The 23,113-nt window shown below is 63.5% G+C and carries 24 protein-coding genes; 19 read left to right on the top strand and 5 right to left on the bottom strand.

What is annotated here, in order from left to right; genetic code table 11:
- Window positions 1-2,397: a Lon protease family protein gene (locus tag MEMAR_RS11990; RefSeq protein ID WP_011845260.1), complete on the bottom strand. Its 2,397-nt coding sequence runs from the start codon at window positions 2,395-2,397 to the stop codon at window positions 1-3.
- 174 nt (window positions 2,398-2,571) lie between these two features.
- Between MEMAR_RS11990 and MEMAR_RS11985 the strand changes: the two genes are divergently transcribed.
- From MEMAR_RS11985 to MEMAR_RS11970, 4 genes are all read left to right on the top strand, one after another.
- Window positions 2,572-2,931 carry a NifB/NifX family molybdenum-iron cluster-binding protein gene (locus tag MEMAR_RS11985; protein WP_011845259.1) on the top strand — a complete coding sequence of 120 codons (360 nt, stop codon included), beginning with the start codon at window positions 2,572-2,574 and terminating at the stop codon, window positions 2,929-2,931.
- A 64-nt stretch (window positions 2,932-2,995) separates the two neighbouring features.
- Window positions 2,996-3,337: a NifB/NifX family molybdenum-iron cluster-binding protein gene (locus MEMAR_RS11980; RefSeq protein WP_011845258.1), complete on the top strand. Its 342-nt coding sequence runs from the start codon at window positions 2,996-2,998 to the stop codon at window positions 3,335-3,337.
- A 13-nt stretch (window positions 3,338-3,350) separates the two neighbouring features.
- Window positions 3,351-4,202 (top strand): nucleotide-binding protein, encoded by an 852-nt coding sequence (locus tag MEMAR_RS11975; protein WP_011845257.1) that lies wholly within the window; start codon window positions 3,351-3,353, stop codon window positions 4,200-4,202.
- Window positions 4,199-5,068, top strand: a complete 870-nt coding sequence (locus tag MEMAR_RS11970; RefSeq protein WP_011845256.1) for an ATP-binding protein — start codon at window positions 4,199-4,201, stop codon at window positions 5,066-5,068. The genes MEMAR_RS11975 and MEMAR_RS11970 overlap by 4 nt, the downstream gene beginning before the upstream one ends.
- A gap of 151 nt (window positions 5,069-5,219) precedes the next feature.
- Here the strand turns inward: MEMAR_RS11970 and MEMAR_RS12830 are convergent, their stop codons facing one another.
- A complete protein-coding gene (locus MEMAR_RS12830; RefSeq protein WP_011845255.1) occupies window positions 5,220-5,414 on the bottom strand; it encodes a CxxC-x17-CxxC domain-containing protein in 195 nt (64 codons plus the stop codon).
- A 287-nt stretch (window positions 5,415-5,701) separates the two neighbouring features.
- On the opposite strand from MEMAR_RS12830, the gene MEMAR_RS11965 reads away from it, so the two are divergent.
- Window positions 5,702-5,938 carry a hypothetical protein gene (locus MEMAR_RS11965; RefSeq protein ID WP_011845254.1) on the top strand — a complete coding sequence of 79 codons (237 nt, stop codon included), beginning with the start codon at window positions 5,702-5,704 and terminating at the stop codon, window positions 5,936-5,938.
- 11 nt (window positions 5,939-5,949) lie between these two features.
- On the opposite strand, the gene MEMAR_RS11960 is transcribed toward MEMAR_RS11965, so the two are convergent.
- Window positions 5,950-6,801, bottom strand: coding sequence for a 4Fe-4S binding protein (locus tag MEMAR_RS11960; protein ID WP_011845253.1), 852 nt, complete (start codon window positions 6,799-6,801; stop codon window positions 5,950-5,952).
- A 93-nt stretch (window positions 6,802-6,894) separates the two neighbouring features.
- Between MEMAR_RS11960 and MEMAR_RS11955 the strand changes: the two genes are divergently transcribed.
- The 3 genes from MEMAR_RS11955 to MEMAR_RS11945 all read left to right on the top strand — a co-directional run bounded on the left by MEMAR_RS11955 (window position 6,895) and on the right by MEMAR_RS11945 (window position 11,452).
- Window positions 6,895-8,898: a DUF2298 domain-containing protein gene (locus tag MEMAR_RS11955; protein ID WP_011845252.1), complete on the top strand. Its 2,004-nt coding sequence runs from the start codon at window positions 6,895-6,897 to the stop codon at window positions 8,896-8,898.
- Between the two features lie 33 nt (window positions 8,899-8,931).
- Window positions 8,932-10,983: a PQQ-dependent sugar dehydrogenase gene (locus MEMAR_RS13325; RefSeq protein WP_143706415.1), complete on the top strand. Its 2,052-nt coding sequence runs from the start codon at window positions 8,932-8,934 to the stop codon at window positions 10,981-10,983.
- 151 nt (window positions 10,984-11,134) lie between these two features.
- Entirely contained in the window at window positions 11,135-11,452 is a 318-nt protein-coding gene (locus MEMAR_RS11945; protein WP_245526614.1) for a cupredoxin domain-containing protein, read from the top strand.
- A 108-nt stretch (window positions 11,453-11,560) separates the two neighbouring features.
- On the opposite strand, the gene MEMAR_RS11940 is transcribed toward MEMAR_RS11945, so the two are convergent.
- On the bottom strand, window positions 11,561-12,502 hold the full coding sequence (locus MEMAR_RS11940) for a prenyltransferase (protein WP_011845249.1): 942 nt from the start codon (window positions 12,500-12,502) through the stop codon (window positions 11,561-11,563).
- Window positions 12,503-13,715: 1,213 nt separating this feature from the next.
- Here MEMAR_RS11940 and MEMAR_RS11925 point away from each other — a divergent pair.
- The 10 genes from MEMAR_RS11925 to MEMAR_RS11880 all read left to right on the top strand — a co-directional run bounded on the left by MEMAR_RS11925 (window position 13,716) and on the right by MEMAR_RS11880 (window position 19,912).
- Window positions 13,716-13,934 carry a FeoA family protein gene (locus MEMAR_RS11925; protein WP_011845247.1) on the top strand — a complete coding sequence of 73 codons (219 nt, stop codon included), beginning with the start codon at window positions 13,716-13,718 and terminating at the stop codon, window positions 13,932-13,934.
- Between the two features lie 4 nt (window positions 13,935-13,938).
- Entirely contained in the window at window positions 13,939-14,178 is a 240-nt protein-coding gene (locus MEMAR_RS11920) for a FeoA domain-containing protein (RefSeq protein WP_011845246.1), read from the top strand.
- Window positions 14,175-14,771 carry a FeoB small GTPase domain-containing protein gene (locus tag MEMAR_RS11915; RefSeq protein ID WP_048063870.1) on the top strand — a complete coding sequence of 199 codons (597 nt, stop codon included), beginning with the start codon at window positions 14,175-14,177 and terminating at the stop codon, window positions 14,769-14,771. Before MEMAR_RS11920 ends, MEMAR_RS11915 begins: the two co-directional genes overlap by 4 nt.
- A 1-nt stretch (window position 14,772) precedes the next feature.
- On the top strand, window positions 14,773-15,987 hold the full coding sequence (locus MEMAR_RS11910) for a nucleoside recognition domain-containing protein (protein WP_052291873.1): 1,215 nt from the start codon (window positions 14,773-14,775) through the stop codon (window positions 15,985-15,987).
- 18 nt (window positions 15,988-16,005) lie between these two features.
- Window positions 16,006-16,452, top strand: coding sequence for a hypothetical protein (locus MEMAR_RS11905; protein ID WP_245526613.1), 447 nt, complete (start codon window positions 16,006-16,008; stop codon window positions 16,450-16,452).
- Window positions 16,449-17,243: a hypothetical protein gene (locus tag MEMAR_RS11900; protein WP_011845244.1), complete on the top strand. Its 795-nt coding sequence runs from the start codon at window positions 16,449-16,451 to the stop codon at window positions 17,241-17,243. Before MEMAR_RS11905 ends, MEMAR_RS11900 begins: the two co-directional genes overlap by 4 nt.
- Window positions 17,244-17,481: 238 nt before the next feature.
- Window positions 17,482-17,934 (top strand): metal-dependent transcriptional regulator, encoded by a 453-nt coding sequence (locus tag MEMAR_RS11895; protein WP_143706413.1) that lies wholly within the window; start codon window positions 17,482-17,484, stop codon window positions 17,932-17,934.
- A complete protein-coding gene (locus tag MEMAR_RS11890) occupies window positions 17,931-18,203 on the top strand; it encodes a DUF1294 domain-containing protein (protein ID WP_011845242.1) in 273 nt (90 codons plus the stop codon). The genes MEMAR_RS11895 and MEMAR_RS11890 overlap by 4 nt, the downstream gene beginning before the upstream one ends.
- 69 nt (window positions 18,204-18,272) lie before the next feature.
- Window positions 18,273-18,932 carry a hypothetical protein gene (locus MEMAR_RS11885; RefSeq protein ID WP_011845241.1) on the top strand — a complete coding sequence of 220 codons (660 nt, stop codon included), beginning with the start codon at window positions 18,273-18,275 and terminating at the stop codon, window positions 18,930-18,932.
- 56 nt (window positions 18,933-18,988) lie between these two features.
- Entirely contained in the window at window positions 18,989-19,912 is a 924-nt protein-coding gene (locus MEMAR_RS11880; protein WP_011845240.1) for a prenyltransferase, read from the top strand.
- 14 nt (window positions 19,913-19,926) lie between these two features.
- Here the strand turns inward: MEMAR_RS11880 and MEMAR_RS11875 are convergent, their stop codons facing one another.
- Entirely contained in the window at window positions 19,927-21,864 is a 1,938-nt protein-coding gene (locus MEMAR_RS11875; RefSeq protein ID WP_011845239.1) for a hypothetical protein, read from the bottom strand.
- Between the two features lie 85 nt (window positions 21,865-21,949).
- Between MEMAR_RS11875 and MEMAR_RS11870 the strand changes: the two genes are divergently transcribed.
- A complete protein-coding gene (locus MEMAR_RS11870) occupies window positions 21,950-23,107 on the top strand; it encodes a hypothetical protein (RefSeq protein WP_011845238.1) in 1,158 nt (385 codons plus the stop codon).
- Window positions 23,108-23,113: the final 6 nt, after the last annotated feature.

The following is a 23,113-nucleotide window of genomic DNA, read 5'->3' as shown; positions in this document are numbered from 1 at the left end:
TCACTTCGCCATCGTCGGCTGGAACCCGCGCATCGTCTCGGCCATCTCCCTCAGGCGCCGGTCCACCAGGTAGTTCACCGTCCCCTCCTCGTAGGTGCCGTCTTTTTGGCGCACGCCCGCCGGAACTCCCGTGAGGACCTCGATCCCCTCGTCGATCGTCCGCACCGGGTAGATCCGGAACTTTCCGGCCTTCGCGGCCTCGACGATCTCCTCTTTCAGCATCAGGTTCTGGACGTTGCTCGCCGGGATCAGCGCCCCCTGGTTCCCGTCGAGCCCTTTGGCCTTGCAGACCTCGAAGAACCCTTCCAGTTTCTCGTTCACGCCCCCGATCGCCTGCACCTCGCCCTTCTGGTTCACCGAGCCCGTGACGGCGAGGTACTGCTTCAGCGGAAGCCCCGAGAGCGCCGAGAGGAGGGCGTAGAGCTCCGTGCTCGACGCGGAGTCCCCCTCGATCCCCTCGTAGCTCTGCTCGAAGACGAGCCGGGCGGAGAGGGAAAGCGGCTTATCGTGTGCATAGTTGTTGTTGAGGTAACCGTTGATGATCAGGACGCCTTTCGTGTGGATCGGCCCGCCGAGCGCAGCCTCCCGCTCGATGTCCATGATCCCCTCGCGGCCGACCCCGATACTCGCGGTCACCTTCGATGGCCGGCCGAACGCGAAGTCCCCGAGCCCGATGACCGAGAGGCCGTTCACCTGCCCGACCTTCTCGCCCTCGGTATCGATGAGGAAGATCCCCCGCCGGATCGCCTCCTCGATCTTTTTCTGGATCAGGTTCGAGCGGTAGATCTTCTCCTCGATCGCCTTCGTGACGTGCCTCCTCTCGATCCGATCGGTCCCGTCGCTCACGGCGTAGAAGTTCGCCTCGCGGATGAGGTCGGCAACCGCCGAGAACCGGGTCGAGAGTTTCTCCCTGTCAGCAGCGAGTCTCGATCCGTACTCGATCACCCGGGCGATCGCCTCCCGCTCGAGGTGCCGGAGGTTCTCCTCCCTGACGAGGTTGCAGATGAAGTCGGCGTATTTATTGGCGTTCTCATTGTTTCGCTCCATCACGATGTCGAAGTCGGCCTTGACCTTGAAGAGCTCCTTGAAGTCGGTGTCCATCCGGTAGAGGAGCTGGTAGATCATCGGTGTCCCGATGAGGGCCACCTTGATGTCGAGGGGGATGGGTTCGGGCTTGATCGTCTTTGCCGTGATGAACCCCATCCGTTCTCCCGGCTCCTCGATGACGGCCTCCCCGGTCTTCAAAGCCGTCTTGAGCCCGTCCCAGGAGAGCGGGGCACGCAGGAGGTCTTCGGCGTCGAGGACGAGATAGCCGCCGTTGGCCCGGTGCAGCGAGCCCGGCCGGATCATCGTGAAGTCTGTCGTGAAGATCCCGAACTGCACCTCTTTCTCGATCTTTCCAAGAAGGTTCTGGTAGGTGGGGTTCTGCTCGAAGATCACCGGCGCGCCTTCTGTCGCGGCGTTTTCGACGACGACGTTCACCTCGTACTTCCGAAACGGAATCTCACGCATGAGGGCCTGGAACTGGGGCGGGACGCCCTGCTGCTCGGGGAGACCGAGGAACAGCTGGGTGTTCTCGAGGATGTCGTTCTGGACGGCGTCGATGTACCCGGGGACTTCCGGGACGTCGGCATACTTCTCCTTGAGTTCGGCGACGAGGTTGCCTATCGCGTAGAGGGCGATGTCGTGGTTTAAGTCCTTGACCGTCTCGGCCCCCTGCCGCTCGATATCCTGTACCTGCCGGAGCGTGCTCCGGAGGTCGGCGTTCAACGCGTCACGCCGCCGCTGGACCTCCGCCCGCACGTCGTCGGGAAGGGTGATGAACTCCTCCTCGGGGACCGGCCTCCCGTCGATGACCGGGATGGTCAGGAGGCCGATGGGGCTCATCTGGATGACGAACCCCGCCTCCTGGGCTTTCTGGTTGATCCGGGCGATGAGATCCGTCCTGTTCCCCTGGAGCGCCTGAAGCGTTTCGTCCCGCCGTTTGGCGTACTCTTCGCTCTGGAACGCCCGGGGAAGCGCCTGCCGCGCCTCCTCGATGAATCGTTTCATCTCCTCCCGGAACTCCGTTCCTCTCCCGGCAGGGAGGGCGACGGCGTTGGGCTCGTACTGGTTCTCGAAGTTATGAACGTAGACCCAGTCACGCGCCCGGGGCTTGGCCTTCGCGAGTTCGTCGAGGAAACTCCGGACGGCCCTCATCCTGCCGGTTCCCTGAGCGCCCGCGGCGTAGACGTTGAACCCGGCCTCCCGGATCTCAAGGCCGAACTGCAGCGCCCGGAGCGCCCGTTCCTGGCCGATGATCTCCTCGAGCGGCCGCATCTCCTCGGTGCTGGCGCACTCCACCTTTCCCGGTTCGTAGACGTTCCGGTACTCTCCGATATCCAAGGGCTGAATCATCAATCTCACCAGGTTTCTGCAACTCACACCGCAGGATGTCGCTCCCCTTAAAAAAGGTTCCCCGGCCCGGCACCGGATGGTACGATAGGTGGTTTTACTTTCTTTCGCGCATATGTGTAGTACGTTTGTCTGCGGCCGGCGGTATGCACGAAGTCGCAAGGAACAGGAGATATTATGAGAATAGCAATTGCACAGGACGAAAACAGGGTATCCGAACACTTCGGGCACTGCCAGGGTTACGCCATATTCGACGTCGAAGATTCGATCATCTACAGGAGGGACGATCTCCCGAACCCCGGTCACGAACCCGGGCGGCTCCCGGTCTTTCTCGCGGAGCACGGTGTCAACCTGATCCTCGCGGGCGGGATGGGGCCGCGGGCCGTCGAACTCTTCAACGAAAACGGTATTCAGGTTCTCCTCGGCGTCAGTGGAAACACTGATTACGTGGCACAGGATTATATTGCTGGCCGTCTTTCTCCGGGGAAGAGCTCCTGCCACCACGAAGACGGCGGCGAGTGCGACGGGCACCACTGAGGCGGGTGCACCAACCATAGTATTATGCTCATATGAGCAAAAAGCAACAGAGGAGTGTATTAGCATGATAGTCGGTATCACGGCACGTGCAGCAGGCACGGACGCCCCGGTCGAGCAGCGGTTCGGCCGGGCACCTTACTTCGTCTTCGTCGACACGGAGACGGGGAAAGCGGAATCGATCGAAAACCCCCTCGTTGACGCTGCCGGGGGGGTCGGCCCCCGGGCGGTCCAGATGTTTTCGGAGCACGGCGCGACGGTGGTCATCACCGGTCAGGTCGGCGGGAACGCCGCGAAAGCGCTCGAAGTGGGCGGGCTCAAAGTCTACGCCTACCGCGGAAGCGGCAGCGTGGCCGATGCCCTCGCGGAATATACCGCCGGGAACCTGCAGCCGCTCCCCCTCGCCTGAGCCGGGATTCAGCATGAAGATCGCGATTGCAAGCGGGAAAGGCGGCACCGGGAAGAGCACGGTGGCGGCGAACCTTGCCTGCACGCTCTCCTGCTCCCGCGAGGTGGCACTCGTCGACTGCGACGTCGAGGAGCCGAACCTCCACCTCTTCTTTCCGGCTCCTGCCGTGGACGTGCCGGTGACGACACCGGTCCCGGAGATCGATCCCGCCCGCTGTAATCTCTGCGGTGAGTGCGGGAAGTTCTGCCGGTTCGGGGCGCTTTCGGTCCTCAAAGACCGCGTCCTCGTCTTCCCGGAACTCTGCCACTCGTGCGGGGGCTGTTCCCTTGTCTGCCCGCAGGGAGCCGTCCGGGAGGTCCCGCGCACCGTCGGCCGGGTCGCGTGCTCCCGCCCGCTGCCCGCCCTCACGCTGATCAGCGGCGTCTTGAACGAGGGTGAGGTGATGGCCCCGGCGGTCATCAGGGCGGCAAAACTGCTCGCGGAGGGGCACCCGCTCACCCTCTACGACGCTTCCCCGGGGATCGCCTGCCCGGTGATCGAGACCCTCGAGAGGAGCGATGCCTGCATCCTGGTGACGGAATCGACCCCGTTCGGGCTGCACGACCTCCGCCTCGCGGCCGAGGTGGTGGAGAGGGTCGGTATTCCCGCTGGCGTCGTGATCAACCGCAGCGACGGAAAGGACGAGGAGACCCTCGACTTCTGCCGGGAGCGCGGGCTTCCCGTCATCATGACCATCCCGTTCTCGCGGGAGATCGCCGCCGTCCAGAACCGTGGCGGCCTCATCTGCCGCGACCTTCCCGGGTGGGAGGAGCGGTTCGCCGCCCTCTTTGAAGCGATCGTAAAGATCGCGGGGGTGAGCCCGTGATCCGGCTTGCGGTCGTCAGCGGCAAGGGCGGCACCGGGAAGACGATGGTGGCCGCGGCGCTCGCGGATGTGAGCGCTGTGCCCCAGGTTCTCGCTGACTGCGACGTGGACGCCGCGAACCTGGAGCTCCTCTTCGAGCCCCGGCGGCTCACCACGGAAGAGTTCCGGGGGCTTGCGGCGGCCCGGATCGACCCGGAGCGGTGCCGCGACTGCGGTATCTGCGCCGACCACTGCCGGTTTGGGGCAATCGTGCGCCGCGACGACGCCTGGGAGGTGGACACGATGCACTGCGAGGGCTGCGCTGTCTGCACGTATGTCTGCCCCACGGGAGCGATCTCGATGGAACCCCGTGTCTGCGGCGAGATCTACACCTCGGCGACCGACCGGGGCAACCTCGCCCATGCCCGGCTCTTCCCGGGCTCCGGGAACTCAGGATTGCTCGTCACCGAGGTGAAGAAGCGGGCCGCGAGCCTTGCGGACGGCGCCGACCTGCTGCTTGCCGACGGCCCGCCGGGAATAGGCTGCCCGCTGATCGCGACGATCAGCGGCATGGACGCGGTTCTCATCGTCACGGAACCGGGGGTCTCGGCGCTCCACGACCTCGAGCGGCTGGTGACGGTCTGCCGCCGGTTCGGCGTCCGGATCTTCGTCGCCATCAACCGGTTCGACCTTGCGGAGGATATCTGTGCAAGGATCGAGGACTACTGCGAGAAAGAAGGTATCGCGGTGGCCGGGAAGATCCCGTTCGATCCGGCAGTAGTCGACGCCGTCCGGAACGGCCGCCCCGTGACCCGGGGTGACTCGGCGGCGGGGGATGCTCTCCGGGCGCTCCGGGACAATCTCTTCTCTGAACTCGGGCTCCGGTGAGCCCGCTCTCCCGGGGTTGTCACGGTACCCCGGGACGCTCCGCTCCGGAGGAATTGGGTGTTGCCGGTGATCCGGCAAGACTGTCTCGTGACTCTCCGGTCTCGACCGGAACCTCACTCTAACGATTCTCGAAAAAGAAGAATGTATTGGTTTAGAACCGGGGTTTTCTGTGCTTCGGGAGGCAGTCCTGGCAATACACGGGTCTGCCTTCGGTCGGCTTGAAGGGGACTTCGCACTCTTTTCCACAGTCCGAACAAACGGTCTTCGTCATTTCACGGGGGCCGCCGAAGTTTCTGGGACCGCCAAAATTTCTGTTTCCTCTGTTATAATCCATTGGATTGCTCATGCAGATAGAACACTGCCTGTAGAGATATGACTGGATAGTATATATTGTAGCTCATCGGGACGGGCAGACAGCAGGAGAGCCGTAAAAAGAATGCGCAGTCAATCCCCTTGAGCTTCTCTCATCAAGCGTTACGCCGGGAGATGATTGGTGTTCGGGGCGATGCCGCGCGGTGGAATCCGGATCGCCCTCTCCAATCTGCCCCCGACACTTTCCCGACCCACTGGATTCCGGCAGGACGCCCCAAGGTTTATGGATCCGCAGGCGATTCTCCCGTCCGGTGAATGACGATGAACGTTTCCCGACTGAAGTACAGGGTCGAGGTCCTCGACGACCGTGACGGCATCAGGCGCTACGGCCCGTTCAACGCGCAGAAGGCGCGGGAGTTCTTCGAGGTCGAGGAGAGCCTCGGCGGGACCGCCCGGATCGTGCGGCTGGAGGAGGAGAGGTTCAGGGAGACATGGCTGACCGTCACCGAGTGCGGTGACTGGGACGGCGGGCCGAGAGCGGAGGCGCCGCCGCAGTAAGGGAGAGGGGCTCACTCCCGCGGCCTCATCCCGGCGGCTGCGAAGATGATCCCCGTCCCCACGCGCTCCATCATCTCCCCGAGCCGTTCGCCCGGCAATGCGTTCTCCCGGAAGCAGTCAATCAACCTTCCGACGATCGCGACCGCCTCTTCTTCGGCGACGAGATCGTCGGCCCCGGTGCCGACCCGGAGCACCCTGCCCGACCTCCCGCCGAGGAAGAAGCGCACTCCCTCCGAAGCGGTACCGATCGCCTCTCCTGGACAGATTGTGATACAGTCGCCGCAACCGATGCAGGCCTCCTCCGAGAAGAGAACCTTGCCGTCGGTGACCCGGACGGCTCCCTCCCGGCAGACCTTCTCGCACGCCCCGCAGCCTTCGCATTCATCGGCAAACAGGGGGAACCGCCTCCCCATGATCCCGATATCGTTGAGTTGAACCCTTGCGCAGTTGTTCGGGCACCCTGCAACGGAGATCTTCAGTTTCCGGGGGAGGTCGCACCCCCCGTAACGCTCCTCGATCGCCCGGGCGAGCCCCTGGGTATCGTAACACCCGTGCCTGCAGACGGTACCCTTGCAGGCGACGACGGATCGAAGGGTGGCCCCGGTGCTCCCCGGCTCTATCCCGGCCTGCCGGAGCCGCTCTGCAACCACTCCCGCGTCCCGCCGGTCGATCCCGGGGAGTTCCACGTTGAGCCGGGCCGTCAGCCCGACCGTGCCGTCCCCGAACTCCTCTGCGATCCGGGACACTGCCGCCATCTGCGGCGCGGTCATCACGCCGGCGAGAACCTTTCCCCGGATGGCGATCTTCCCCCTCTCCCGGAGGCTGATGACCCCCGAAGTCCTGGTCTTCTTTGTGTCGATCATATCCTGGCTGAGTGGTATGGCGGGACCCCTGGTTAAATCATCCCGTTGGGGGCGAGCGCAAACCGCATATACCCGGGCCCCCGATAGCAGGGTGTGGAACTCATCCTGCAGGCGTACGACGTGCTCCTCTGGGCCGCCCTCCTCAAAGGCCTCCAGCTCGCCCTCTGGCCCCGGCTCCGCCCGGCACTCGGGGACCATGCCTACCCGGCGGCCTACCCGGCCTCCCTCCTCCTCTTCGCCCTCGCGACCTGGTACTGCGGCCTCCTCCGCGTCCCGGTCGCCCTCGCCCTCCTCCTCTTCGTTGGTCTCGCCGTATACGGCATCCAGCGGGGCGATTACCGGTTAGGGGAGCTTCGGAGCCTCCTTTTCTGGGACGCGGTCTTCCTTGTCGGCTTTTTATTTGCGCTTGCGGTCCGGTTCGTAAACCCGCCCATCGGCTACTTCAGCGAGCAGTACATGAACCACGCCTTCCTCGCGAGCGTCATCCGGGAGCCCGTGGTGCCGCCGCTCGATCCCTGGTTTGCAGGCGGGCACCTTACGGTCTACTACTACCTCGGGCACTGGCTGATGGGCTGCCTTGCAATCGTCACCGCCATACCGTCGGAGGTGGCCTTCAACCTCATCCCGGCCACGGTCTACGGGACGTCGTTTGTCGCGCTCTATGCCCTCGGGCATCTCCTTCTTTCGCGGTGGCGGTGGCTCCCCCTCGCGCCCCTCCTCCTCGTCCCGCCGTCGGTCGTCTGGTTCCTCGCCGCGGGCGCCGACCTCTATAACGCGTTGCAGGACGCCAACTGGATCATTGCCGGCGCCCGGTTCGAGTTTCCGGCCTTCTCACTCCTTCTCGGGAACGTCCACGCCTTCGAGATGGCCGTGTTCAACCAGGCCTTCCTTCTCCTCCTCCTCGGGTTTGCATGGTGCCGGTGGGGCGGGCTCGATCTTCGGGCGCGTGGGACCCTCGCCCTTCTCCTGGCCCTCTCCATCGGCTCGATGCCGCTCCTCTCCTCCTGGGACGCCCTCGTCTACGGCCCCATCGTCGCCGCCTTCCTCCTCGTGCTCTCTCTCCGCGACCGCTCCCCCCTCGTCGCCGCCGCCGTGGTCCCCGCGGTCGCCTTCCTCATCTATCTCCCCTACTACCTGTACCTCGAACCCGCGGGTATCGGCGGGATCGGGTGGGGCCTTCCTCCCACCGACCCGCTCGCCTTCCTCGCGGTCTGGGGCGGGTTCCTCGCAATCGTCTACGCAGCCGTCGTCCGGGATATCCGGCGATTTCCGGTGGCGCTCGCCGTCGCCGTCCCGCCCCTCGTCGCCGGCTACGCCGCGCTCGCGATTCTCCTGGTGCCGCTCGCCTACCTTCTCCTGCGGAGGCGTCACGCGTTCCCGGACCTCCTCTGTATCGCCGGTCTTTCGGTGCTCATCTTCTGCGAGGTCTTCTACCTTGAGGAGATGCTCGGGGGCGACTACAGCCGGTTCAACACCATCTTCAAGTTCTACTTCGACGCCTGGATCCTTCTCGGCACGGGCTCCCTCCTCCTCGCCGGGAAGTGGCTTGCAGGACGGCGGCCGGCCCTCCCGGCGGGGCGGTGGCTTGCCGTCGCCGCAGCCGTCGCCCTCATCGTCGCCCCGTTCGCTCTCGACGTCGATATCGGCCGGGGCCTCCTCGGGATCGACTACCCCCCGGCGGGCTACACCACTCTGGACGGGCTTGCCTACCTCGAGGCCACGCGGCCGGGTGAAGCCGCGGCGATCGACTTCCTCCGGACGCTCGACGGCGATCACCGGATCGTCGAGGCGGAGAACGGCGACTACGGCTACTACTCGAGGGTCTCGTCTTTTTCCGGCATCCCGACGATTCTCGGGCAGATCGGCCACGAACTGACGTGGCGGGGAAACGGCGCCTGGTACACGGAGCGTCCGGCTGATATTCGGGCGATCTATGAGAATCCGGAGGAGACCGTCGCGCTGATGGAGAAGTACAACGCGACCCTCCTCTACGTCGGCGAGCCCGAGCACGAGCGCTACGACGTCCGGCTGCCGGACCGGGAGCTTCGTCTCATCTACGACGAGGGGGGTGTCAGGATATACGAACGGGGAGGGTAACGAATATATGCTCGTCCCCGACAGGAGGGGCCCATGACACGAGTAACTGCAGTCATGATATCCGTCCTCGTGCTCCTTGCCCTGGCAGGCGTTGCCGGGGCCGGGGTGTACCCGGACGGTGGAACCGGCCTCACGCAGACTTCCGCTCCCGAAGAAGAGGATATAACGGCCTTTGCCGGAAACCTGACGAACGCCGGGTCGGCGTACGCGGCGGAACTCCTGAACAACACCTCGTTCACCCGATTTGCCGGGGAGAACGAGACGATTAACGTGAGTCTCGAACTCGTAGCCGAAGGCCTCGTCGCGCCGCTGATGCTCACGGATGCCGGCGACGGCACGGGCAGGCTCTTTGTCGTCGACCAGGTCGGGACGGTCTCGATCATCGACGAGAACGGCACACTCATCAAGGAACCGTTCCTCGACGTCCGCGACCGGATGGTCAACCTCACCCCGTCGTTCGACGAGCGCGGGCTCCTCTCGATCGCCTTCCACCCCGACTTTGGGGAGAACGGGCGGGTATTTGCATTCTACAGCACGCCCCTCCGCGAGGAGGCGCCTGATGACTGGGACTGCACGAACCGCCTCTCCGAGTTCAAGGTCGACCCCGCAAACCCCGACCAGGTCAACGCGACCTCGGAGAAGATCTTAATGGAGATCGACAAACCGCAGTCCACCCACAACGGCGGGAGCATCGCCTTCGGCCCGCGTGACGGCTACCTCTACGTGCCGCTCGGGGACGGGGGCGCGGCGAACGACAACGGCACCGGCCACACCCCGGAGATCGGGAACGCCCAGGACCTGACGAAGATCTACGGCAGCGTGCTCCGGATCGACGTGGACAACGTCACCGCCAGGAACGTGACGGAGCCGCTGGAGAACGCCACCCGGACGACGGCGGCGGGTCCCCTCTACGGAATCCCGGCGGACAACCCGTTCGTCGCGAACGAAAGCATCCCGCCCGAGATCTACGCCTACGGTCTCCGGAACCCGGCGTACATCACGTTCGACGCCGAAGGCAACCTCTTTGTGGGGGATGCCGGCCAGAATCTCTTTGAGGAAGTCTCGCTTGTGGTGAACGGCGGCAACTACGGGTGGCGCCTCCGGGAGGGAACCCACTGCTTCGATCCGGAAAACCCCCAAACGCCCCCGGCGACCTGCCCGGCAAACGGCTCCTCCGGCGAACCCCTGATCGGCCCCGTCATCGAGGGCGGGCATGACCTGGGTGTCGTCTTCGTCGGCGGCCGGGTCTACAACGGCACGGCGCTCCCGGATCTTATGGGACGCTACATCTTCGGCTACTGGAGCACCGGCTTCGGCGTCGGGAACGCCACCCTGCTCGTCGCGACACCCCCGGCGGGGTGGAACGCATCGGCGTTCCCGGACTCCGCGGAGAACCTCACTCCCGAAGACGTCGCGATGTGGAGCCTGCAGAGGCTCAACGTGACCGGGACGCCCGCGGGAACCCTGGACGCCTACCTCCTGGGATTCGGTGAGGATGGAGAGTCGGAACTCTACGCGCTCACGTCCAAAGACGCGGGCCCGGACGCCGCCAATGCGACCGGGACGGTCTGGAAGATCGTCCCGGCGAACGTGACGGAGACGCCGACTCCGACGGCGAACGTGACGATGGTTCCGGGTGCGGATATGACTGCAACGCCGACCGTGACCGGGAATGTGACCGTAACGCCGACTGAAAACGTTACGGCGGTTCCGACTGCGAACGTGACCACGACACCTGCCGTGACCACGAACGTGACCGCAATCCCGACTGGAAACGTTACGCCGGCCGCGGCCGGGAACGTGACCGTGGGGGTTGTGGCCGAAGCCTTTGCCTTCAACACGTCCACCATCACCGTCCCGGCGGGGGCGAACGTGACGATGGTCTTCGATAACCAGGATACCGGCATCCCGCACAACGTCGCGGTCTACACGGACTCTTCCGTGGCCGAGGAGATCTTCGTCGGCGAGATCATCGACGGCCCGGGCCAGGTGACCTACACCTTCACGGCGCCGGAGGAGTCCGGAACCTACTACTTCCGGTGCGACGTCCATCCCCCGATGGACGGAGAGTTCGTTGTTGAGTAGAGGGAGCCTCCCTCTCCTTTTTAGAGCGTGGTCGCCGCACCGGGGGGTTGCTATAGCGCAGGCAAGACAACCTTTATGCCTCCCGGCCGCCTGGAGGGGGACTCATGGCACGAATAACCGTAGTCATGGCGTCCGGTACGGGGGTGCGGGCGTGACCCCGGAAGCGGCCCGCGTCGTCGCGAGGGTGACCGTCGCAATCGCGGCCGAGAACTTCGGCTTCAGTACGGAGACAATAACGGTCCCCGCAGGCGCGGAGGTGACGATCGAGTTCGACAACCGGGATGACGGGGTTCCGCACAACGTCGCGGTCTACACGGACTCCTCAGCAAGCGATGCGATCTTCGTCGGCGAGATCGTCATGGGCCCCACCCGCGCCACCTACACCCTCACGGCGCCCGAGACCCCGGGAAACTACTTCTTCCGGTGTGACGTCCATCCTGCGATGCACGGGGCGTTCATCGTGACGTAGGAGGCCCCGCCGGCAACCTTCGGGTTCGCGGCGATCGCACCCGGTTCCAGAACGTCGGAGCCGGGCGCGAAGTTCCCTCTTCGACGTCGTCTGGATGCAGAAGAGCCTCTAAAGAACGGCACCCGCGATGATCGCCGCGGCGTAGATGAGCAGCGATGCGTGCATGAGCGGGAGCGCCCGCATCGCAGCGTCCGCGGTCTTCCCCCGGAGGATGAGGTAGTTTGCAGCCCCGAGGAGGATGAGCCCCGCACCGAACCCGGCGATGGCGATCGGCCCGAGCGTGAGGCCGAAGACGAGCGCCATACCCGCGTGAATGGCCGAGAAGCCGAGAACCCAGGCGGCCGCGCCCTTCATGCCGTAGAGGACCGGAGTCGGGTCCTCCGGAGCCGACCCGGTCAGACCGAAGGTCAGACTCGGGATCGTCGCCATCCCCCGGGCGCGGTCGTTCACGATATCGGCGATGTCGTTTGCCCCGAGGTGCGCCAGCGTCCAGGGGTAGAAAAAGAGGAAGAAGAGGAGAGCGGTCGCGTCCGGATTCCCGTACACCAGGTAGCCGGCGACGGGGAAGAGGGCGAAATCCGTCCGCCCGACCATCTGGGCGACGGGAACGGTCTGATTCCGTTTCTTTGTCTGGTAGAAGTACTCGACCAGGTATGAATAGCCCATGATCCCGAGGACGTAGAGGTTGTGCGGCGAAGGAAGGGTTGCGGCGAGCGCGGCCGCGAGGCCGGCGAGGACGAGAAAGACGGCGAATGCCGCCCCGGGGGAGAGTTTCCCTGCCGGTATCGGCCGTTCGCCGAACGGCCGCCAGTAGCGGGTGAGCGAGCCGTCAACATCTCTCCTGTCGTACTCCCGGTCGACGTAATCGTTCAGGACGAACCCGGCCTCGAACCCAAAGAGGCCGATCAGCGCCGCACGGCCGACGAGTTCCCACGAGAACCCGCCGTAGTTGGCGAACGCGAGGGCGAGCCCCGAGCAGAAGAGCAGGGGCCAGACGAAGAAGAAGTGGGCGCGGGTCAGGTCCGCGAACGCCGCGAGGGTCTCTCTCATGATCTACCTCCTGAGATCTACGTTCCGGGTTAAAAAGCGTTGCAGGCACACCCCACGACCATGCAGACCTGCCGCTGCTCGATATGCGGGCACATCTATGACGAAATGACCGGTGATGCGGGCTCTCCGCCGTGAGCCGCGTTTGAAGTCCTCCCGGGGGACTGGCGCTTCCCGCCCCCTCTTGCCGGGTGGGCTCTCCAGTTCGTCTCGTTTTCCGGGCATTTGTACGGATCCAAACTCATTTCGGGTGAGAATCATCTCTCCCGAACACCTTACCGGATATACCGGGAACGGGAGGCCATGAAGATGAAAGGCACGAGATATGAGAAGACGAAGAAGAGTTTTCCGCTGATACAGAGTCGGAATTCCTGTTCAGGGGGGGTTGAGATGAGCAGCGGCGCTTCGATCCGCGGTGTCCGGGATCCAGAGGCGATCCAGGAGTTCGTCCGACGCCTCTCCTGCCTGGACCCGGAGCGGCGGGAAGAACCACGGGCCGGGTAGCCCGGGTCGAACCCCTGCCTCCGGGGGTTTTGGTTTTGGCGATGAACCGAACAGTTCTCTCGTTTTCAGGGCAAAACCGAACAGGATGCGGGGAGAGTACATGCCCCCCGAACAACACACAGGGTATGTGGCGGCGGAGTCCGCCAGGAGACAAAAAGTGATGAAGCCGAAAAAAGCAGCCCCACAGAGGGGCGGAGAACCCGCGCAGGCGTTCGCCGTGATCGCGCGACTCGAGACGGGTGACGGTTGCGCGGCATTCTCTGGCCCGGAGTCCCTCCGGATCGTTCCCCTGGAGGAGGGAACCTGTCCGGCACCGAACCATGCAGGCCGAAACCCCGGAGGTGATCCGGTGTAGCTGTTCGCTGAAGTCAGCATTCTCCCAGGTTATCACTCGGGTCAGGGAGAGGATAGAATAACCATGGTAGAGCCTCACTCTGTACAACGTACCAGATCTTACATCATCCGATAAACGACTCTTTTTTGAATTCCCGTGAGGCTGAGACTCACGCTGCAGGGTGGACGGGATCCTGTTTCATATCTTGTTGAGCGCATCGCATTCCCATGAAAGGGCGTGTGGCGCTGCTCGCCAGAGAGCCGGTCGGCTTTCGGTTCACCATCTTCTTCCGAAACCTCTCCGGGGAATCCCCGGTTTTCCGAAAAGTGTTCGGCTCTGGTTGATTACGGCCGAATTGGATACCCGTTTTACGAGAAAATGCAACTGACTGACTTGTTTCCGAATGAACGTGCCCGGGTTGTTGCGATCGAAGGCGGGCAGTGCCTCTGCCAGCACCTCGCGCTGCGCGGGCTTGCCGGGGGGTGCACCCTCACCGCCCTCTCCGGCCGATTCGGCCCGGTTGTCGTTCGGATTAGCGATGAGACGCTCGTCCTCGGCCGGGGGATGGCGCGGAAAATTCAGGTACGGAAGGTGTAATTTCGTGAAAAGATTGTCCGAACTGGAATATGGCGAATCCGGGTTGGTCCGGGAGATTCGAGCCTCGCAACACGAACTCAACTGTCTCGGCATCAGGATGAAAAAACAGGTGAAGATGGTCACCCGCCAGCCTATCAAAGGTCCCGTTGTCGTCGTCGTCGACGACATGGAAGTGGCGATGGGGCTGGAGATCGCCGAAGGGGTCGTCATTGAGACCGATGGCCACGGGGAGGCCGGGGTATGACGGAACCGTTCGGAACACTGCTGATGGTCGGCAACCCGAACGTCGGGAAGAGCGCGCTCTTCAACAGGCTCACCGGGGGAGACGCGGTCGTCTCCAATTACCCGGGAACGACGGTCGACTACACGAAGGGAGTCCTCGTCGTCGCCGGGCGGGAATACAAGGTCATCGATGCACCGGGGACGTACTCCCTGGAGGCACGGGACGCCGCCGAGAGCGTGACGGTCCGGCTGATCTCGGAGAATTCGGATGCGGCGGTTCTGGTCGTCCTCGATGCGACGCGCGTCGAACGGGGGCTCTACCTGGCTCTGGAAGTGATCGAACGGGGCCGTCCGGCGGTCATCGCGCTGAACATGATCGACGCCGCACGCGACCGGCAGATCGTGGTCGATACCCACGTGCTCCAGAAGATCCTCGGCGTGCCGGTGGTGCCGACATCGGCCGTCAGCGGCGAAGGCGTCCGGGACCTTGCGGAGATGATCCGCAAGGCGCAGAAGGCCGATATAGAGAAGGTACGGGCTCGGGCCGACGGACGGTTCGATGAGCCGGAACGGTCCGGCAAGTGTGCCGGGTGCGGCCTGTGCGGGGGATGCTAGGATGGCGCTTCCCGTGCAGGAACGGTGGGACCTTGTCGATGCAATCGCCAGAAAAACGGTGACCGCCGGGGTCTACCGGCAGAACCTCGGCGACGTTCTCGGTGACCTCACCGTCAGGCCGCTCACCGGCATTTCCGTCGCGGTTGCGGTGCTCTACGCGTTCTGGAGTATCTTCTCCTCGTTCGCGGGTGCCCTCGTCACGGACGGTTTCATGGTCAAGGCCTTCGACAACTACTGGCTTCCGTGGCTCCAGGAAGTCTGGCCCGATCCGGCAAGCATCCATTACTTCCTCTTCGTCGGTGACCCGCTGGCGGAAAACTGTTTCGAGGCGTTCGGGATGCTCACGTCGGGGCTCTTCGTCTCGATCGGGGTGGTTCTGCCGGCCGTCCTCATCTTCTACCTGATGATGACGGTCCTTGAGGACTCCGGCTACCTCCCGCGCCTCGCCGTCCTGATGGACACTGTCTTCCACCGGATCGGGCTGCACGGCTACGCCATCGTCCCGGTGATCCTCGGGCTCGGGTGCAACGCCCCGGCGGTGACGGCGACCCGTGTCCTGGAGACACGGAAACAGCGGTTCATCATGATGACCCTGCTTGCCATATTCATCCCCTGCGGCGCCCAGCTCGGCGTGATGCTCGAGGTCATTCCCGATGCGGTAGGGTGGGTCATGCTCTTCCTGCTTATCGGATTCGGAATCTTCGGGTTTATCCTCGACCGGATCATCCCCGGCAGCAACCCCGAGATCCTCATCGACGTCCCGCCCTATCACTGGCCGTTGTGGGAGAACGTCGCTAAAAAGCTCATGAACCGGACGAAGAGTTTCCTCAAAGATGCGGTTCCGTTCGTCCTCTTCGGGGTACTGGTCGTCAACGTTCTCTATCTGGCCGGTATCATCGGCGCACTCGCCGATCTCTTCGAACCGCTCTTCGTCACCTGGTTCGGGGTGCCGAAAGAGACGGTGGGGCCGCTCATTGCGGCTTTCCTCCGGAAAGACCTCGCTGTCGCTCAGCTCTCCGCCATCGCCATGACGCCGTATCAGATGATCACCGCCGTGGTGCTCGTCTCCATCTACTTCCCCTGCGTGGCCACCTTCGTGGTGATGCTGCGGGAGGGGTGGAAGGAACTTGCCGCGGCGGTTGCAGTGCTCGTGGCGACGGTCTTCATCTACGGCGGACTGATCCATGCCGTCGGCATCCTCATGGGGGTTGCATAAATGAACCGGAATTCCAGTATGTTTACACTCTACACCGGGCTGCTCGGCCTCGTTACGCTTGCGTTCGGCCTCGCCGACATCCTCGTCTGGGCCGGGGCGAGTCCCGGCTTTTCAATCGGCATTCTTGAGATCGCCGGCGGCGACTTCTTCCGCTGGGCATGGGGAGGCGCCATTCTGGTCTTCGGCGGCCTGTTCATGCTCGGCAGCCTGAGGGGCCGTGGAACCATGGAACAGTTCGGGAAGACGGTGCTCGGCGCGATCATGATCTGGATCATTGCCGGCACCGATATCTTCGCCCGGTTATGCGAGAGCATTCCCGCCGGCGAGGAGGCGCCGGAGTTTTTCAACTCGGTTGCCGGGTTCGTCGGCGGGTTTGCCCCGCCCTACTCGCCGGCGATCCTCCTCCTGCCGTTTACGCTGGGGATCGTCTACTTCCTCTTCAACGGGAGGTTTGATGAGGTATGAGGAGAGAAGGATTCATTGTGTTGATTGCCGCCCTGGTGCTCTGCCAGGGCGCTCTTGCCCACATGCCCGGCGCCGATCCGGCGCCCGAGGCGGATCTCGGTCCGATTGTTGTTCTGGATAACGGTGTCCCGGTGGAGATCGGCATCGACGATATTGCGGCATACCATGGTGGGCTGGAAGGAAAAGAGCCCGATGCCTGTATCTGTTGCGTCTGCATGTACAGGGTCCTGCTGGCCGGTATTAGCGAGGTTTGGGGCGATGAAATCCCCGAACGGTCCGATATCGGCGTGCAGAGCCGCCTGGTTTCGGACGGAGCTCTCCATACCGCCTGGTACGTGACCGGCACCGGCCCCGGGATGGACGCCGGTTCCGCCGGTCGGTTGACGCTGGTTGCCCCCAACGGGTCTGCACTGACCGACTATTCAACACAGGCGAGGATGGGGATTGCAAAGAACCGGTGCCTTGACGACTACCGGTTTGAAGTAACCCGGCTTTCCACGGGTGAGTCCGCGACGCTCACGCTCCGCGAGGACGTCTTCCCGGAAGACTTTCTTGAACTGCGCAGGGCGGTGAACGTTGATAAGACTGCGACCGAGGCCGAGAGTGCCGAATTCCTGGAGAAGTGGTCTTCTCTCAGGGCCGATCTCCTGCAAAAACCGGACTATGAGTTGTTCATCGAGATCGAGCCTCCTGAAGAGGAGGAACTGGATGTCCTGGGCGGCGGGGTATTTCTGGCCCTGCTCTGCATAATGGGTGCAGGTATCGTGCTGATGGGGAAGAAGCGCAGGTAGTGTGCATGGATACCCTGGATGAGGGGGTCCACAGGATCGCCGCCTCTTTTTAACGCAACAATTCCGAAAGGGATCGGATAGAAAGGCGGGTGGAGATGACCCGGTAGAGGGATCTCGGATCGTGCCCTGACAAAATGCACTGAAAACAGATTACGTTTCATCAAACTGATGGAATGCTGATATATGGGTTCGTCCCAAAAGATCATATATCGTTTGCCGTATGAAACATATGTGCCGTATGAGACACCGGGGATGTGCAGTAAACCTCAGCAGGAGGGTCGAGGATTACCTCGAGGCCATCCTCAACGTCACGCTGGAGAAAGGATACGCCCGCACCAAGGACGTGGCGTGCGAGCTGGATATCAGCCCGTCCACAGTCGTGGAGATGTTCCAGAAACTTGACGGTATGGGCCTTGTCGAGTACCGGCGCTACGAAGGGGTGGTGCTCTCCCCTACCGGGCGCGAGGTTGCCGAGGCCGTCAAATTCCGTCACGATACCTTAAAGGAGTTCTTGATGGCCATCAACGTCCCGGAGAAGATTGCCAACTCCGACGCCTGTTATATGGAGCACGAACTCCACCCGGAGACGATACGGCAGATCCGGCTTCTGGTCGAGGTACTTCAATCGGATTCCGGGATCTGCGAACGTATCCGGCGAAAAACGCCCGGGCAGGAGAAACAATCTGCGTGACCCCTGCTCTCGCCGCGATCGCGGTCTACCTCCTTGCAAACGCCGTCTCGTTCATCGCCTATTACCGCGACAAACGGTCGGCGAAACGATCGGCGTGGAGAACGCCGGAGAAGACGCTCCTCGTCATCGCTCTCTTCGGGCCGTTCGGGGCCTTTGCCGCGATGCGTGCCTTCCGGCACAAGACCCAGAAGCCGCTCTTTCGGCTCGTCCCCTTCTTCCTCTTCCTCCACCTCGTGCTTGCCACCGCGCTCGTCACGGGATTTGTGTAACCTCTCATCAACTGATGAGGGTTTACATGGGGACAAAGTTATAATCAATCCGTTATCCCACCATATCGTATGGCGTACGAGTACGGGGCGCTCTCCCGCCCGCTCGAGGAGGTCTTCGCGGCGTTGCAGGAGGGGCTCATGCGCGAGTACCGTCTGGATTACCTCCCCGCTCACCGGCGTTCGGCCCGCCGATCGCGGCGGCTCCGGCGGATACGCGGGTGGTGGAGGGCGACCGGCCGCCTGGCGGAGCAGGCCGCCTGTGTGACACAGCGCACCCTTCCCCGCATCGAGCAGGAGACCGGGCATGCCTTCCGCGGCCCGGACGGGCTTGCCCGGGTTCTGATGGCCCCTCCTACAAAGCAGCTCTTTTCGGAGATACTTGCCGGGTTCCCCGAAGATGCGCTCCCGATCTGTGCAAACGACCTGGCAATGCTCGGGAACTTCGCCGACGATTCTCACGCCCTTGCTCTCATCGGTGACGTCACCCTGCGGCTGAAGGTCCTCCCCGGCGGAGACGTCGGGGCGGCAGGCCTCGCCGCTCTCTGCGACCGGTGGGGTCTTCACGAGAGCCGGATCGGTTCCGGGTTCCGCTGCTCTCCGGACGGCGAGAAACTCGAGCAAGAGAAGGAGACCCTTGCCCGGGCGGTTCTCGGCCTTATCTACGTCGAAGGGGGTGTCGATGCGTTGCGGGCCGTGGTGCCGCTCCTCGCGTACGGCCGGACTGGGTAGGGACCGGAAAAAGGCTATATACCCGCTCCGCCCATCCCGCAACGGGAGACTCTTTCATGGACACCCGTTCCCTCCGCGAGTTCATCCGGCTCGGCCGGTTCCCCTTCCTCCTCTCGGGCTTTATCCCGTTCACCGCCGGGGCGCTCCTCGCGTTCCTCCTCGGGGCGCGGTTCACCCCGGCCCAGTTCCTTATCGGCTACGCGGCCATGGCGGCGGCGCACCTCTCCGTCCACTACAGCAACGACTACTTCGACGCCGACGCCGACCGGTTCGTCGAGACGACGCCGATATCCGGGGGGAGCGGCGTCCTTGCCGCCAACCCGGACCTGAAACCCGTTGCGTTCCGGGCGGCCGTCGCCCTGATGGCGGTCTCGGTCCTGATCGGGTATTTCTTCGTGACTGTCTACGCCTACCCGGTTGTCTTCCTGGTCTTCGGCATCGCGGGCAACCTGCTCGGCTGGTTCTACACGGCGCCGCCGCTCGCCTTCGCCTACCATAACCTCGGCGAGGTCACGAACATGATCACCTTCGGCCTCCTGATGCCGGGGGCGGGCTACTTCGTCGCGATGGGAACGCTTGATGCCGCCTTCTTTGCCTTTGCCGTTCCGCTCTGCCTTTACGGGCTCGTCTTCATCACGAGCGTCGAGATCCCGGACAGGGAAGGCGACATCGCCGGGGGCAAGCGGACGCTCGTCGTCCGGAAAGGCCGCGTCTTCGGGTTCTGGCTCATCGCCCTCGCGGCGACCCTCGCGACCGCGTCGCTCGCCGTTTTCGCCCTCACCGATTTCTTCGCGCCCGTGGACTTTTGGCCGGTCGCGCTCGTATCCCTCATCCCGCTCGGGATTGCTCTGTGGGGGTTCTTGCACCGGTGCGCCGGACGGGCGTGTACCCTTCCCTTCGCAGTCGCGAATATCGTGGGTTACTTCCTCTTCCAGGGGCTTGTCGTCATCTATTTCATCTACGCGGCCGTTTCGGCCTGAAAAAGAGGGGTGTTTTACTTCCTCGTCATGAAGTAGTAGCCAACCGCCGCGACGATGATGACGGCGGTGACGACGAAGAGGATCATTGTAATGGGCAGTCCTTCAGCAGGCTGTTCTTCGCCCGTTGCTGTTGTCGGGGTTGCTGAGGTCCCTGTATCAACTGGCGTGGCCGTCGTCACCGGTTCGGTGAAGAGCGCGAAGATGCTGAAGTGAGTTAACGTTGCATCAACGCTTCTTGTGCTCTGAGAGGTGGTTGTCGGGACGTCCTCCCATTGGCCGGTCTCCTTGTTGCACCACTTCACCGTGAGTTGCTGGTCGGGGAGGTCGAGCGTGTTCCAGACATCCTCGGGGAGCTTAAGGGTCAGGGTGATCCCCGGGCCGAAGGTTGCGGCTTTGGGTTTGGCTTCGTAGACGAATCCGGCGAACTGGAACACCGCTCCGCCCGGGACTGCGGGCATCGTATCGCTGCTGAGGGGGGTGAGGGAGATATTGGTGAGTGGGTTGCCGTTCGCGTCGAGCGCTTTGACACCGATCGGAACGAGGAGGCTCCCGACGTTGTCCCCGGCCTTAACTATGATGGACCGCAGCACGGTGCCTGAACTACTGATCTTCAGGGTGCCGGTCTCCGTGTAAGAGGAGGGTGCGCTGCCGCCACCGCCACCGCCACCGCCGTGGTGCTGGGTGGATGTCGGTGTCGGTGTCGGTGCGACGGCAGCGATGGTTATGGACTTCTGGTCGATTGCAATGACCCTGTTGTCGTCCAGGCCCTGGGCGTAGAGAGAATAAGTACCGGGTTTGAGTGTCTTGAGGGTCGCTGCCGCAACGGTCACCGAAGACGCGTTCGCATACCCGGAGCATCCGTAACCTTCGGCGGTGACGAAGCCGGAGTGTACGTCGACGTCGACCGGGGAGCCGTCGCAGCACAGGGTGTAGGTGACCGGGCTCGCCTCACCCGCGATCGTTCTCAGCATCTCTACCAGATCTGCAGCCGAGACCGGGATGGATTGCTCTGCGAGTTTCCCGGTATCGACCGTCATCGAGAGAGCGTACCTTGTCCCCTCCTTGACCAGGGCGTAGGCGACCTTGTCCGCGCCGGAGAAGGAGACGTTCACGTCCTTGTTCTGGTCCTGGTAGTAGGGGTCGCCACCGTCCCAGCCGACGGCCTGGTTCCCATCGAGGATGACGACCGGCATGGCGGCAAGGAGATGCATCGTGTCGCAGTCACTGTCATACTCCACCGCCGCGATGAGGTACTCCCCGGCCTCGGGCCGCGTGTAGGGCTTGGCGTCCATCATGCTCCGCGCGAGGTTCGCTCTTGTCTGGAAGCAGTTGAGATTGACCTCGTTCTTGAGCAGCGTGTAGGTCAGGTTGTTCACGTCGTAGTCATCGCTGGAGATGGTGCCGTGGGCCGTGATGCCCGTCTGGTTCATGTAGATGATGGCGTCGCTCTTGAAGAGGTAGCCTTCCTTCGACGCGGCCTTGAAGAGCTCGGTGAAGGTGGCGCCTTCAGGAAGGTTCTCCGGGACTTTGATCAGGAGGACGTTGCCGCACCGGCCGGGAACCTTGACGGTGAAGCTCGGGATCGTCGGTTTGACATAAACCCGGTACTCGCACGGGAGGGTGCGCCCGTCGACGGTCTTTTCCGGATAGTGCACGGTCACGTCCACACCGTGGTAGGTGCCGCTTGCCGGATCGAACTCACGGACGATGTCCCCGAACAGCGGGTACTCGAATTCGTCGAGGTCGCCCGTTTCGGTGCTGCCAAGGGTCACCAGTGTGTTGCTTACATGCAGAGGATCGAGGGCATCGACAGTGCCGATGCACAGTTTTTTATACTCCTTGACGTCCCCCTCCACTGTGATATAAGTCCCTCCCGTGGCTGCTGCCACCACGGGGAGGAGTAGGAGGGCGAGGATAACGCCCGGGAGGAGATACCTACGTTGCTGAGTCATGAGCCTCGCTTTTCTTTCCCATAACATAAACCTTTTTATTTGAATCGGTTGTCTATAGGTTGTTCAACCAAAACGGAGTTCCCCTATGTCTAGACTTGGTTTGCCTCTATTGGTGCTTGTTCTGTTGATTCCCGCCGCAACAGCGGCGACGATCTCCATCACCCCCGACGCGATCGACCCCGGTGACGTGGTTACCGTGGACGTGCAGAGCCTTCCCGACGGCGCCGCCTTCTCACTCGGGATCCGCGGTGAGTTCACCGTGATCCCCGGCGAGCGGTTTGCGTTCACGGCCCGAAACCTCGTTCTCCCCTTCTCCCTCGGCTCGGGCGAGGTGAGCGCCTACAGCAGGGGTACGGAGTGGACCGGGCTTGCGGTGCAGATGCCGGACGGGGCTTCGGTGAGCCTGAGCAACAACGCCGACGCGAACGGCGAGTTCCGGACCACCCAGGCCTACAACATCTCCAGCGGAACCTACGCGGCGATCACCCTGGATGGGCGGGCCGCGCCCACGACCGAGCGCGTCATCGCCGAGGTGGTGATGCAGGGCGTTAAGCAGGGGCCTGACGATGGCACAATCTCCTTTGCCGTCGAGGGGATCGAACACGGCACCGCGACGGTCACCGTCTACGTCGACGGGAGCGAAACCCTTGCCCGGACGATCGCGATCGGGACCTCCCCGAGACCGCCCACCACGCAGGGCGGCGGCAGCGGCAGTGGCGGCTCTCCCGGCAGCAGCAACGGCATCAGTAACGGCAGCAGCACCCCCGCGCCCGCTGCCGGGTCCGCGACGGTGGCCTCAACCGACGGGAAGGTCTCCCTCACCGGAACCGATCTCGAGGACGTCGGCCTCCTCCCCCTCGCCGTGGAGGGCATCGTCCCCGGCGGCTGGTCCGCTCCCGAGAGCGCCTACGCCGTGACTCCGGAGGGCCGGGTGTTCGACCCCGCCGCGACCCTCTCCTTCCGGCTCCTGTCGGCCGACGCGACGGCAACCCTCGCCCGCTACGAGAACGGTGCCTGGACGCCGATCCCCTCGAAGATCGGGGGCGACCGGATCACGGCATCAGTCTCCCGGGCGGGATCCTATCTCCTCCTCGTCCCCGTATCGGCGGCTGAGCCGGCCGCACCTGTGACGACGACTTCGGCACCCCCCGTAACGACGACCCCCGCCGCCGCACCTGTCACCCCTCTCCTCCCCGCCATCGCTCTCGCCATATTGATGTTCGGGTGGAAGAGAAGAGACTAACAGACC

The sequence above is a fragment of the Methanoculleus marisnigri JR1 genome, assembly GCF_000015825.1.
GTDB lineage: Archaea > Halobacteriota > Methanomicrobia > Methanomicrobiales > Methanoculleaceae > Methanoculleus > Methanoculleus marisnigri.
This window is presented reverse-complemented; position numbering and strand designations above follow the sequence as displayed.